Below are 13,220 nucleotides of genomic sequence, written 5' to 3'. Positions count from 1 at the left end.
GTCGCGTGGCCCACCGGGCCTGAGCGATCGCGGAGCGCCCATCGGTCATCCCGAAAGGCTCCGCCCCATGCAGGAATTCGCTCCGCCGCTCACTCTCTCCACGCTCGTCACCACGCTCCGCGCCGCCGGCTGTGTCTTCGCCGAGGACGAGGCGGAACTCCTCCTCTCCACGGCGACCGGCCCCGCCGAACTCGCCACCATGCTGGAACGCCGCGTAGCCGGTCTGCCGCTTGAACACGTGCTCGGCTGGGCCGAGTTCTGCGGGCTGCGGATCGCCGTGGACCCCGGGGTCTTCGTGCCCCGCAGGCGTACGGAGTTCCTCGTACGGCAGGCCGCGGCACTCGCGCCCGACCGCGCGGTCGTCGTCGACCTCTGCTGCGGTACCGGTGCGCTCGGCAGGGCGCTCGCGTCGTCGCTGCGCGAGGTCGAACTGCACGCCGCAGACGTCGAACCCGCCGCCGTGAGCTGTGCCCGCCGCAACGTGGGAGGACACGGGACCGTCCACGAGGGCGACCTCTTCGAGCCCCTGCCCCGGTCGCTGCGCGGACGGGTCGACGTCCTGCTCGCCAACGTGCCGTACGTACCGACCGACGACGTCGAGCTGCTGCCCGCCGAGGCGCGGATCCACGAGCCGCGCGTCGCGCTCGACGGAGGCGGCGACGGGCTCGACGTGATGCGGCGCGTCGTTGCCGAGGCGACCGACTGGCTGGCCCCGGGCGGCAGTCTGCTGGTCGAGGCGAGCGAGCGGCAGGCGGCGCGGGCCGAGGAGACGGTCGGGAGCAGCGGCCTCGTGGCGCGTGTCGTCGCCTCCGAGGAGCTGTACGCGACCGTCGTCATCGGGACCCGGCCCCGGTAGCAGGGCGGAGGGAGCGGCTCAGGCGAAGCACCAGCGCGTCTGGCCGAACGGGTCGCCCTTGGCGAAGCCGAAGGCCGTGCGGGGGGTCACCGCGAAGACCTCCGCACGGCCGCCCGCGCCGTTGGAGAACATGCCGTCCGTGACGCCGAAGTGCCAGTCGGCGCCGTACTTCGCCTCCCAGGCCTCGGCCAGCGCGATGAGCCGCCGCTCGTCCGTCACCCGGGCGGCCCGGCCCTCGACCACCACGTCGAACCCCTCGTTCAGCGTGTTCGCCCCGGTGGTCAGGACAACCTCCGGGTTGGATTCCAGATTGCGCGCCTTGCGTTCCGAGGGCCCGGTGCAGAAATGCAGCGCGCCGTCCGACCAGAGGCCGATCAGCGGGGTGACGTGCGGGCGGCCGTCGGGGCGGACCGTGGAGAGCCAGTACAGCTCCGCGCGCTCCAGCAGGGAGACCGCCTCCGCCCAGGGGCGGGCGGCGGCGCCCTCGCTGCTGTAGTGCGGGTCCAGGGCGGTCTCAGGGGCGGCGGCGTCCTTCTCCGGCATTTCGGGCCTCCAGGAGCGATATGGCGGTGGGCGTGGTCTTTTCGTCGATCCTGCCTCTGTAGTGCGGACTCCGCTCCGGCGTCGGATTCATCGGCGCGGGGCTAGGCTCGAAGGGCGAATACGTGGGATCGGCGGCAGGAGACGCGGGATGACGACGGTGCCGGGACGCAGGAGCAGTACGTTCACCCGACTGCTGCGGCACGGTTTCACCGATCCGTCCGCCGCCGAACGGCTGCTCGACCTGCCCGAGCTCTCGTCCGTACGGGCCGATCCCGTCCTCTTCGAGGCGCTCGGCGCGACCGCCGACCCCGATCTGGCCCTCCACGGCCTCGTGCGGCTCGTCGAGGCCGAGGAGGCCGACGAGCGGCAGATCCTGCTGGACACGCTCATCACGGCCAAGCCGCTGCGGGACCGGCTCCTCGGCGCCCTCGGTGCCTCCGAGGCGCTCGGGGACCACCTGGCGCGGCACCCGCGCGACTGGCAGGTGCTGGTCACCTACGAGGCCACCGACCTGCACCCCGGGGTTCCCGAGTTCGAGCAGATGCTCGGCGACGCCGTCGACCCGGACTCGCTGCGGGTCGCCTACCGCAGGTCCCTCCTGTCCGTCGCGGCCCGCGACGTGTGCGGGACGACGGATGTCGCCGAGGTCGCGGCGGAGCTCGCCGACCTGGCGACGGCCACCCTGCGGGCGGCGCTCGACATCGCCCGCGCCGCCGCGCCCTCGGACGCCGCGCAGTGCCGGCTCGCCGTCATCGCGATGGGCAAATGCGGCGGACACGAGCTGAACTACGTGTCCGACGTAGACGTCATCTTCGTCGCCGAGCCGGTCGACGGCGCGGAGGAGAGCGGCGCCATGCAGGCCGCCACCCGGCTCGCCGCCCACCTGATGCGGATCTGCTCCGACACCACCGTCGAAGGCACGATCTGGCCCGTCGACGCCAACCTCCGCCCCGAGGGCCGCAACGGGCCACTGGTGCGCACCCTGACCTCGCACCTCGCGTACTACCAGCGCTGGGCCAAGACCTGGGAGTTCCAGGCCCTGCTCAAGGCCCGGCCGGTCGCGGGGGACCCCGAGCTCGGCGCGGCCTACGTCGAGGCCGTGTCCCCGCTGGTGTGGCAGGCAGCCGACCGGGAGAACTTCGTCGGCGACGTACAGAAGATGCGCCGCCGCGTCGTCGACAACATCCCCGTCGACCGCGTCGACCGGGAGCTCAAGCTCGGCCCCGGCGGGCTCCGGGACGTCGAATTCGCCGTCCAGCTGCTCCAGCTCGTCCACGGCCGCAGCGACAGCACCCTGCACGCCGGCTCCACGCTGGAGGCCCTGCGGGCCCTCGCCGACGGCGGATACGTCGGGCGCGCCGACGCCGCGCAGCTGGACGAGGCCTACCGCTTCCTGCGGGCCATGGAGCACCGCATCCAGCTCTACCGGCTCCGCCGCACCCACCTGGTCCCCGAGGACGACGCCGACCTGCGCAGGCTCGGGCGCTCCCTCGGGCTGCGTACGGACCCGGTCGCCGAGCTCAACCGGGCGTGGCGGCGGCACGCCTCCGTCGTGCGCCGGCTGCACGAGAAGCTCTTCTACCGGCCGCTCCTGGACGCCGTCGCCCAGCTCGCCCCCGGCGAGAGCAGGCTCAGCGCCAAGGCCGCCGTGGTCCGTCTGGAGGCCCTCGGTTACGCCGATCCCGCCGCCGCGCTACGGCACCTGGAAGCCCTCTCCTCGGGCGTCTCCCGCAAGGCGGCGATCCAGCGCACGCTGCTGCCGGTACTGCTCGGCTGGTTCGCGGACTCCGCCGACCCGGACGCCGGGCTCCTCGGCTTCCGCCAGGTGTCCGACGCCCTCGGCAAGACCCCCTGGTATCTGCGGCTGCTGCGCGACGAGGGCGCCGCGGCCGAGAACCTCGCCCGGGTCCTCTCCGCCGGCCGTCTCGCCCCCGACCTGCTGATGCGCGCTCCCGAGGCCGTCGCCATCCTCGGCGACCCCGAAGGGCTGAAGCCGCGCAGCCGGGACCACCTGGAACAGGAGGTGCTGGCCGCGGTGGGCCGGGCGCCCGGGGCCGAAGCGGCGGTCGCCGTGGCGCGCGGAGTGCGGCGCCGGGAGCTGTTCCGTACGACGGCGGCCGACATCATCGGCTCGTACGGCACCGAGGACAACCCGGCCGAATCCGACCCGGGCGCCCTCGTCGACCGGGTCGGCTCGGCGGTCACCGACCTCAACGCCGCCACGCTGTCCGGTGCGCTGCGCGCCGCCGTCCGTGACAAGTGGGGGGACACCCTGCCGACCCGGTTCGCCGTCATCGGCATGGGCCGCTTCGGCGGGCACGAACTGGGCTACGGATCGGACGCGGACGTCCTCTTCGTGCACGAACCCCGGGAGGGCGTCAGCGACGAGGAGGCGGCCCGGGCCGCGAACGCCGTCGTCACGGAGATGCGCAGGCTGCTGGAGCTGCCGACCGCCGACCCGCCGCTCCTCATCGACGTCGACCTCCGTCCGGAAGGGAAGACCGGGCCCCTGGCCCGCACCCTGAAGTCGTACGAGGCCTACTACCGGCGCTGGTCGCTGATCTGGGAGAGCCAGGCGCTGCTGCGCGCCGACCCGGTGGCCGGGGACGAGGAGCTGGGCCGCGCCTTCGTCGACCTCATAGACCCTCTGCGGTACCCGATGGAAGGGCTGGGGGACGACGCGGTCCGGGAGATCCGGCGGCTCAAGGCGCGGATGGAGTCCGAACGCATGCCGCGCGGCGCCGATCCGACGCTGCACACCAAGCTGGGGCGCGGCGGCCTGAGCGACGTCGAGTGGACGGTCCAGCTGATCCAGATGCAGCACGGCTGGTCGGAGCCCGGCCTGCGGACCCCGCGTACGCGGGAGGCGCTGGCGGCGGCGTGTGCGGCGGAGCTGATCCCGGCGGAGGAGGCCCAGACGCTGGACGAGGCGTGGGTGCTGGCCTCGCGGGTGCGCAACGCGGTGATGCTGGTGCGGGGGCGGCCCGGCGACACGTTCCCCTCGAACCCGCGTGAGCTGGCGGCGGTGGGCCGGTACCTCGGTTACGAGCCGGGGCACGTGGGAGACATGCTGGAGGATTACCGGCGGATCACCCGGCGTGCGCGGGCCGTCGTGGATGAGCGGTTCTACGGCGCCGGGGGGTGACCCAGGAAAGCTGAGCCCACCGGGTGTGGCCCCGGAAGGCTGAGCCCGGGGCGCTCACCCCGCGACGGCCGGCGTATGCCCTCAGTCGCCGGCCGGGCTCGACGCCCTGGCCCCGGGCTCTGCGGCTTCCGTGCCGGCCCTGGGGCTCAGCTCGGGCACCCGGGTGGGCGGCCTCCTCAGGGCACGCAGACGGTTCACGGAGGGGCGCCGCCCCACCCGCTTCGGCAGCCGGTGCGGCAGCGAGCCGTACCAGGCGTAGGAGAGGGAGATACCGAACGCCAGGCAGGCCATCCCGCCCACCGCGTCCAGCCAGAAGTGGTTCGCCGTCGCCACGATGACGACCAGCGTGGCCACGGGGTAGAGGGCGCCCAGGATGCGCGCCCAGGGGGCCTTGGCCAGGACGCATATGGTCAGACCGCACCACAGGGACCAGCCGATGTGCATGGACGGCATCGCCGCGTACTGGTTGGACATGTGCTTGAAGTTGCCCGAGGCCATCGAGCCCCACGTCTGGTGCAGCATCACCGTGTCGATGAAGCCGCCGCCGGTCATCAGCCGGGGCGGTGCCAGCGGGAAGACGTAATAGCCGAGCAGGGCCACCGCCGTGGTGGCGAAAAGGACCAGACGGGTGGCGGCGTAGCGGCCCGGATGGCAGCGGAAGAGCCAGACGAGCACACCGATGGTCACGACGAAGTGCAGGGTCGCGTAGTAATAGTTCATCGACACGATCAGCCATGTCACCGAATTGACGGCCTGGTTGACCGTCTCCTCGAAGGCGAGGCCGACGGTGTGCTCCAGCGACCAGATCCAGTCGGCGTTCCGCAGGGCCGCGGCCTTCTGCTCCGGAACGGCGTTGCGCACCAGCGAGTAGAGCCAGTAACTCACCGCGATCAGCAGGATCTCGAACCAGAGGCGCGGGCGGCGCGGCGCGCGCAGCGCACGGAGGGAGAGGTAGGGGTGGCGCATATGTGAGGGGGTGATCGCTCTCGTCGAACCGGACGCCGTCGTTCCGTCCGCGACGGGTGACGGGGTGGCCGCCGTGCGGTCTTCCTGTGTGGTCACGTGCGATTCACCCATAGGCGCAGAGTCTGCCAGATACGTCCCCCTCTGCCCGATGATCCTCCGGTCGGGTTCCGGTCGCACATCCAGTACTTTAGACCGCCCGGCGTGCCGGGGAGGGGCCCGGGCCCGAGGCGGTCGAACCGCGTACGACCAGTTCGGGCATGAACACGAACTCGCTGTGCGGTGCGGGCGTGCCGCCGATCTCCTCCAGGAGGGTGCGGACCGCGGCCTGGCCCATCGCCGTCACCGGCTGCCGGATCGTGGTCAGCGGCGGATCGGTGAAGGCTATGAGGGGCGAGTCGTCGTACCCGACCACCGAGAGATCGCGCGGAACCTCCTTCGACAGCCGGCGGGCCGCCCGGATCGCGCCGAGCGCCATCATGTCGCTCGCGCACACCACCGCGGTGCAGCCGCGTTCCATCAGCGCCGAGGCGGCCGCCTGGCCGCCCTCCAGCGTGTACAGGGAGTGCTGGATCAGCTCCTCCACGGCATCGGCCGTGAGGTCCAGCTGCTCCTGCATCGTGGCGTGGAATCCCTCTATCTTGCGGAGCACCGGCACGAAGCGCTTGGGCCCGACCGCCAGACCGATGCGCTGATGCCCCAGCGCCACCAGGTGCGTCACCGCCAGCCGCATCGCCGCCCGGTCGTCGGGGGAGATGAAAGGAGCCTGCACCTTGGGGGAGAAGCCGTTGACCAGCACGAAGGGGACGCCCTGCGCGCGCAGTTGCTCGTAACGCTGCATGTCGGCGGAGGTGTCGGCGTGCAGTCCGGAGACGAAGATGATCCCCGAGACGCCGCGGTCGACCAGCATCTCGGTGAGCTCGTCCTCGGTGGAGCCGCCCGGCGTCTGCGTCGCCAGCACCGGCGTGTAGCCCTGCCTGGTGAGTGCCTGGCCGATGACCTGGGCCAGCGCGGGGAAGATCGGGTTCTCCAGCTCGGGCGTGATCAGCCCGACGAGACCGGCGCTGCGCCGGCGCAGCCGGACGGGGCGTTCGTACCCGAGGACGTCGAGCGCCGCGAGGACGGATTCACGGGTGGCCGCTGCAACACCGGGCTTGCCGTTCAGAACGCGGCTGACCGTCGCTTCGCTGACCCCCGCCTGAGTTGCGATATCGGCAAGCCGTGCGGTCATGGCACTGGACTGTACCGGGCGCGTGTCGGATTGCCCACCGTGCACGGGATTCGGGCCATCCGCCCCGGCGATCACCGGTCGGAGCCCTCCCCGCAGCAACATCTTGCAAGGCCTTGCGGTCCCCGTCCCGGCCGCACAGGTCGGATCGTCGTACAGCCGCTACAACGGTCTGGCCAGGCGCGGGCAGGTTGAAGGAGCTCTCGTCAAGAGGCTTGACGGCAACCTTGCGGACACGCCAATGTAACGATCAGCAGCGCTTGCAGAAATCTTCCGCAAGGTCTTTCGGTCGTCTTTCATCCTTGTTACGTTCACGTCGACCCGGCGCCGCGACGGAGCGGTACGGCAGTTGAAGGAGTTCAGATGCGACGTGGCATAACGGCCACCGCCCTGGTCGCGACCCTGGCGCTCGCGGCGACCGCTTGCGGAAGCGACGACGAGTCCGGCGGCAGCAAGAGCTCGGGCGAGCTCTCCGGCACGGTGACGTGGTGGGACACCTCGAACGTCGGCAGCGAGGACAAGGTCTTCAAGAAGATCGCCGAGGGCTTCGAGAAGAAGCACCCGAAGGTCGACGTCAAGTACGTCAACGTCCCCTTCGGCGAGGCGCAGAACAAGTTCAAGAACGCGGCCCAGGCCAACTCCGGCGCCCCCGACGTCATCCGCTCCGAGGTCGCCTGGACCCCCGAGTTCGCCGACCTCGGCTACCTGGCCCCGCTGGACGGCACCGCGGCGCTGAAGGACGAGGGCGACTTCCTCAAACAGGCCGCCGCGTCGACCGAGTACAAGGGCAAGACGTACGCCGTCCCGCAGGTGATCGACTCCATGGGCATCTTCTACAACAAGAAGATGTTCAAGGACGCCGGCGTCGAGCCGCCCGCGAAGATCGCCGACCTGAAGAGCATCGCCAAGAAGATCAAGGAGAAGACCGGCAAGACCGGTCTCTACCTGCGCGGCGACGACTCGTACTACTTCCTCTCCTTCCTCTACGGCGAGGGCGGCGACCTGGTCGACGCCGACTCGAAGACCGTCACCGTGGACAACGCCGAAGGCACCAAGGCGTTCGGCGTCGTGAAGGACCTCGTCGACTCCGGGGCGGCCAAGACCGACGCCACGGACGGCTGGGAGAACATGATGTCGTCGTTCAAGAACGGCGACGTCGCGATGATGATCAACGGCCCCTGGGCCGTGGCCGACACGCTGACCGGCAAGGAGTTCACCGACAAGGCGAACCTCGGCATCTCCACGGTGCCGGCCGGCTCCGCCGGGCAGGGCGCGCCGCAGGGCGGCCACAACCTGGGCGTCTACGCGGGCTCCAAGAACCTGGACGCCTCCTATGCCTTCGTCGAGTACATGACCTCGGTCGAGTCCCAGGCCCAGACCGCCGGTGAGCTGAACCTGCTGCCGACCCGCACCTCCGCGTACGCCAAGAAGGAGGCCGTGGACAGCGAGATCGTCCAGTTCTTCAAGCCGGTCGTCGAGACCGCGGTCGAGCGTCCCTGGATCCCGGAGACCGGCAGCCTCTTCGCCCCGCTGAACGTCGAGTACACCAAGGTCCTCACCGGCCAGACCACGCCCGAGAAGGCGGCCGAGGCGACCGGCGACTCCTACCGCAAGCTCCTCAAGGGCTGGAAGTAACTCAGGAAGGCAGGCCGACTGATGGCTGTCCACACCAGCCAGTCGGTGGCGAAGGCCGCGGGCGACGACGTCGCCCGCGGCCGGAGCCGCGGTACTGGTAACCCCCCGCCGCCGAGCAGGCTCCGGCGCGCCCTCTCGGTCCACTGGTACGCCTGGACCATGGTCGCCCCGGTCGTGCTCGTGATCGGCGTGATCATCGGCTACCCGCTGGTCCGCGGTATCTGGCTGTCGCTGACCGACGCCAACGAGCGCAACGTGGCCCGGTCCATCGGCGTCAACGAGATGCCCGCCACCTACGAGTTCGTGGGCCTGGACAACTACGCCGACGCCCTGACCGGCAGCCAGTTCCTCGGGACCCTGGGCTGGACGCTGGTGTGGACGGTCTCCTGTGTGGCCATCACCTTCTGCCTGGGCATGGCCCTGGCCAACATCCTCAACCGCAGGATCGTCGGCCGCTCCGCCTACCGCATGGCGCTGATCCTGCCCTGGGCCATCCCCGGCTTCGTCTCCGTCTTCGCCTGGCGCTTCCTCTACAACGAGAACAACGGGCTGCTCAACAAGATCCTCGGCGGCGCCGGGATCGACGGCATACCCTGGCTGAACGACCCCACCTGGGCCAAGTTCTCCGTCATCGCCGTCAACGTCTGGCTCGGTGTGCCGTTCATGATGGTCGCCCTGCTCGGCGGACTGCAGTCGATCCCCTCGGAGCAGTACGAGGCCGCGGAGATGGACGGTGCCACCGCCTGGCAGCGCTTCCGCCACGTCACGCTCCCCGGACTGCGCCCGGTCTCCACCACGGTGGTCCTGCTCTCCACCATCTGGACCTTCAACATGTTCCCGGTGATCTTCCTGCTGACCCGCGGCGGACCCGGTGAGGCCACCCAGATCCTGGTGACCCAGGCGTACAAATTCTCCTTCGAGATCAGCCCGCGCGACTTCGCGCAGTCCTCCACCTGGGGCGTGCTGATCCTCGTACTCCTGATGCTCTTCGCCATGGTGTACCGGCGAGTGCTCCGCACGCAGGGAGACAACTGGTGACCACCGCTACGGCAACCCCCGCTACGGCAACCCCCGCCCGGCACGGCGCCCGCAAGCCCCGCAAGCGCGGCGACCGCTCGCCGGTCGCCTCCCTGGCCCTGCACCTCACCCTGATCATCACGTCGGTGATCGCGGTCTTCCCGGTGCTGTGGGTCCTGCTGACCTCGCTGAAGCCCGCGAAGTTCGCGTCCACCACGGACTTCTTCAAAGAGACGACCTTCGAGAACTACACGAACCTGATCAAGGACACCGAGTTCCTGAGCTGGTTCGCCAACTCCGTGATCGTCGCGGGGCTCTCCACCGTCATCGGTGTCTTCGTCTCCGCCACCACCGGCTACGCCGTCAGCCGCTTCCGCTTCCCCGGCAAGCGTGGGCTGATGTGGACCCTGCTGGTCACCCAGATGTTCCCGGTGGCCGTCCTCATCGTGCCGATCTACAACATCATGTCGACGATGGGCCTGCTCAACCAGCCGGCCGGACTCGTCATCACCTACCTCACCATCTCGGTGCCCTTCTGCGCCTGGATGATGAAGGGCTTCTTCGACACGATCCCGCGCGAGATCGACGAGTCGGGCCAGGTCGACGGGCTCACCCCGTTCGGCACGTTCTGGCGGCTCATCCTGCCGCTCGCCAAGCCCGGCCTCGCCGTCACCGCCTTCTACTCCTTCATCACCGCCTGGGGCGAAGTGGCGTACGCCTCCGCGTTCATGGTCGGTGACGAGAACCTCACTCTCGCCGGCGGACTGCAGAAGTTCGTCAACCAGTACGGAGCCCAATGGGGCCCGATGACCGCGGCGTCCGTGCTCATCGCGATCCCGGCCGCGCTGGTCTTCCTCTTCGCGCAGAAGCACCTGGTCACCGGCATGTCCGCCGGAGCCGTGAAGGGCTGACGCACAGTCCGCACGACCGTACGACCGCACCCGTCACGGCGGCGCCGGTTCCCCGACCCGGTCCCGGCGCCGCCCCCCACCCCAGACACCCCAGGGACGACATGACCCAGCACCTCGCTGCCCCCTCCACCGGCACGTCCGACGACGCCCCGGGCCACCGCACCGGCTGGTGGCAGGACGCGGTGATCTACCAGGTGTACCCGCGCAGCTTCGCCGACGGCAACGGCGACGGCATGGGGGACCTCGCGGGTGTCACCGCGCGGCTCCCGTACCTCCGGGACCTCGGTGTGGACGCCGTCTGGCTCAGCCCCTTCTACGCCTCGCCGCAGGCCGACGCGGGTTACGACGTCGCCGACTACCGGGCGATCGACCCGATGTTCGGTACGCTCCTCGACGCCGACGCGCTGATCCGCGAGGCCCACGGCCTGGACCTGCGCATCATCGTCGACCTGGTCCCCAACCACTCCTCCGACCAGCACGAGTGGTTCAAGCGCGCCCTCGCCGAGGGCCCCGGCTCCGCCCTGCGCGAGCGCTACCACTTCCGCCCCGGCAAGGGCACCGACGGCGAACTCCCGCCCAACGACTGGGAGTCCATCTTCGGCGGCCCCGCCTGGACCCGGACCACCGACCCGGACGGCACCCCCGGCGACTGGTATCTGCACCTCTTCGCGCCGGAGCAGCCCGACTTCAACTGGGAACACCCGGCTGTCGCCGACGAGTTCCGCTCCATCCTGCGCTTCTGGCTCGACATGGGCGCCGACGGCTTCCGCGTCGACGTCGCCCACGGCCTCGTCAAGGCGGAGGGCCTGCCGGACCTCGGATCGCACGACCAGCTGAAGCTGCTGGGCAACGATGTCATGCCGTTCTTCGACCAGGACGGTGTGCACGAGATCTACCGCAGCTGGCGCATGATCCTCGACGAGTACCCCGGCGACCGCATTCTCGTCGCCGAGGCGTGGACCCCCACCGTCGAGCGCACCGCCAACTACGTGCGCCCCGACGAGATGCACCAGGCCTTCAACTTCCAGTACCTGTCGACCGCCTGGGACGCCGCCGAGCTGCGCACCGTCATCGACTCCTCGCTCGACGCGATGCGTCCGGTGGGTGCCCCCACCACCTGGGTGCTCTCCAACCACGACGTCACCCGGCACACCACCCGCTTCGGCAACCCGCCGGGCCTGGGCACCCAGATCCGCACCCCCGGCGACCGTGAGCTCGGCCTGCGCAGGGCACGCGCGGCGACCCTGCTGATGCTGGCCCTGCCCGGCTCCGCCTACGTCTACCAGGGCGAGGAGCTGGGCCTGCCCGACGTCACCGACCTGCCCGACGAGGCCCGCCAGGACCCGTCCTTCTTCCGCGCCGAGGGCCAGGACGGCTTCCGCGACGGCTGCCGGGTGCCGATCCCGTGGACCCGCGAGGGCAGCTCGTACGGCTTCGGCGACGGAGGCAGCTGGCTGCCGCAGCCCGACAGCTGGGGCGGGCTCTCCGTCGAGGCGCAGACCGGTGTGGAGGGCTCCACTCTGGAGCTGTACCGCGCCGCGATCGCCGCCCGGCGCGAGCACCCGGGCCTCGGCGCCGGCACGGACGTCGAGTGGCTGGACGCCCCCGAGGGCGTGCTCGCCCTCGGCCGCCCCGGCTTCGTCTGCACCGTCAACACGACGGGCGAGCCGGTGCGGATCCCCGCCCCCGGCACCCTGCTGCTCGCCAGCGGCCCGGTGACCACCGACGGCGACACGGCCGAGCTGCCCGCCGACACCACGGTGTGGTGGACGGTGTGACCGTCCCCGCACCCAGGACCGGACCGGCGCTGCGGCTCTCCGACATCGCCGGTCAGGCCGCGGTCAGCGAGGCCACCGTCAGCCGGGTGCTGAACGGGAAGCCGGGCGTCGCGGACACCACGCGTCAGCGGGTGCTCGCGGCGCTCGACATCCTCGGCTACGAACGGCCCGTACGGCTGCGGCAGCGCAGCGCCGGACTGATCGGGCTGGTGACACCCGAGCTCACCAATCCGATCTTCCCGGCGTTCGCGCAGTCCGTGGAGCAGGTGCTCGCGGGGCACGGCTACACGCCCGTGCTCTGCACCCAGCTGCCCGGCGGCGCCACCGAGGACGAGCTCGTCGAACAGCTCGTCGAGCGTGGCGTGGGCGGCATCGTCTTCCTGTCCGGGCTGCACGCCGACACCTCGGCCGACCCGGCGCGCTACGCGGCGCTCACCGACCGGGGTGTGCCGTTCGTCCTGATCAACGGCTACAACGAGCGCATCAGCGCCCCGTTCGTCTCGCCCGACGACCAGGCCGCCGTACGCATGGCCGTCGGCCATCTCGCCGAGCTCGGTCACCGGCGGGTCGGCCTGGCGATCGGGCCGCAGCGCTACGTTCCCTCGCGCCGCAAGCGGGACGGCTTCGTCGACGCGGCCGTCTCTCTGCTGGGCATGGACCGCGATGAGGCCGAACTCCTCGTCTGTTCCACCCTGTTCAGCGTCGAGGGCGGTCAGGTCGCCGCGGGCGCCCTGCTCGACGCGGGCTGCACCGGCATCGTCTGCGGCAGCGACCTGATGGCGCTCGGCGTGGTCAGGGCGGCCCGGGGGAGGGGCCTCGACGTACCCCGCGACGTCTCCGTCGTCGGCTTCGACGACTCCCAGCTCATCGCCTTCACCGACCCGCCACTGACCACGGTGCGCCAGCCGGTGCAGGCGATGGCGGCGGCGGCGGTCGGCGCGCTGCTGGAGGAGATCGCGGGAAGTCCCGTGCAGCGTACGGAGTACGTGTTCCAGCCGGAACTGGTGGTACGGGGGTCCACCGCGGCGGCGCGCGCCGCCTGAAGCGCGGGTGCGTCGACGGTGCCGGGTCCGGAGGGGGGACCCGGCACCGACTCGCGCCCGGTGGGCCCCGGCGGCGGTGCTGATGACCGTCGTTGGGAAGT

10 protein-coding genes are annotated in these 13,220 nt (G+C 70.9%); 7 read left to right on the top strand and 3 right to left on the bottom strand.

Features of this window, described 5'->3' with window-relative positions; all coding sequences use genetic code 11:
• Nucleotides 1–67 precede the first annotated feature (67 nt).
• Complete coding sequence (locus OG379_RS11450; RefSeq protein WP_405661767.1) at nt 68–856, top strand: putative protein N(5)-glutamine methyltransferase; 789 nt, start codon at nt 68–70, stop codon at nt 854–856.
• A gap of 18 nt (nt 857–874) precedes the next feature.
• On the opposite strand, the gene OG379_RS11445 is transcribed toward OG379_RS11450, so the two are convergent.
• Nucleotides 875–1,399 (bottom strand): pyridoxamine 5'-phosphate oxidase family protein, encoded by a 525-nt coding sequence (locus OG379_RS11445; RefSeq protein WP_405661764.1) that lies wholly within the window; start codon nt 1,397–1,399, stop codon nt 875–877.
• A 148-nt stretch (nt 1,400–1,547) separates the two neighbouring features.
• On the opposite strand from OG379_RS11445, the gene OG379_RS11440 reads away from it, so the two are divergent.
• The gene (locus tag OG379_RS11440; protein ID WP_405661762.1) at nt 1,548–4,544 is read left to right on the top strand and encodes a bifunctional [glutamine synthetase] adenylyltransferase/[glutamine synthetase]-adenylyl-L-tyrosine phosphorylase; all 2,997 of its coding nucleotides are present in this window, start codon (nt 1,548–1,550) and stop codon (nt 4,542–4,544) included.
• Nucleotides 4,545–4,625: 81 nt separating this feature from the next.
• Here OG379_RS11440 and OG379_RS11435 read toward each other — a convergent pair whose 3' ends face one another.
• Complete coding sequence (locus OG379_RS11435; RefSeq protein WP_405661760.1) at nt 4,626–5,606, bottom strand: phosphatase PAP2 family protein; 981 nt, start codon at nt 5,604–5,606, stop codon at nt 4,626–4,628.
• Nucleotides 5,607–5,697: 91 nt separating this feature from the next.
• On the bottom strand, nt 5,698–6,738 hold the full coding sequence (locus tag OG379_RS11430; RefSeq protein WP_401510637.1) for a LacI family DNA-binding transcriptional regulator: 1,041 nt from the start codon (nt 6,736–6,738) through the stop codon (nt 5,698–5,700).
• A gap of 360 nt (nt 6,739–7,098) precedes the next feature.
• Here OG379_RS11430 and OG379_RS11425 point away from each other — a divergent pair, with 360 nt between their 5' ends.
• The 5 genes from OG379_RS11425 (at nt 7,099) to OG379_RS11405 (ending at nt 13,119) form a co-directional block, all read left to right on the top strand.
• A complete protein-coding gene (locus tag OG379_RS11425) occupies nt 7,099–8,370 on the top strand; it encodes an extracellular solute-binding protein (protein ID WP_405661758.1) in 1,272 nt (423 codons plus the stop codon).
• 21 nt (nt 8,371–8,391) lie between these two features.
• Nucleotides 8,392–9,408: a carbohydrate ABC transporter permease gene (locus tag OG379_RS11420; RefSeq protein WP_104785003.1), complete on the top strand. Its 1,017-nt coding sequence runs from the start codon at nt 8,392–8,394 to the stop codon at nt 9,406–9,408.
• Nucleotides 9,405–10,298 carry a sugar ABC transporter permease gene (locus OG379_RS11415; RefSeq protein WP_405661756.1) on the top strand — a complete coding sequence of 298 codons (894 nt, stop codon included), beginning with the start codon at nt 9,405–9,407 and terminating at the stop codon, nt 10,296–10,298. Before OG379_RS11420 ends, OG379_RS11415 begins: the two co-directional genes overlap by 4 nt.
• A 101-nt stretch (nt 10,299–10,399) precedes the next feature.
• Nucleotides 10,400–12,076, top strand: a complete 1,677-nt coding sequence (locus OG379_RS11410) for a glycoside hydrolase family 13 protein (RefSeq protein ID WP_405661754.1) — start codon at nt 10,400–10,402, stop codon at nt 12,074–12,076.
• Nucleotides 12,061–13,119: a LacI family DNA-binding transcriptional regulator gene (locus tag OG379_RS11405; protein WP_405661751.1), complete on the top strand. Its 1,059-nt coding sequence runs from the start codon at nt 12,061–12,063 to the stop codon at nt 13,117–13,119. Before OG379_RS11410 ends, OG379_RS11405 begins: the two co-directional genes overlap by 16 nt.
• Nucleotides 13,120–13,220 lie beyond the last annotated feature (101 nt).

Origin of the sequence: Streptomyces sp. NBC_01166 (genome assembly GCF_045039765.1) — a bacterium.
Lineage (GTDB): Bacteria > Actinomycetota > Actinomycetes > Streptomycetales > Streptomycetaceae > Streptomyces.
The sequence above is the reverse complement of the archived record's forward strand: the minus strand, read 5'-3'. Positions and strand labels throughout refer to the sequence as shown.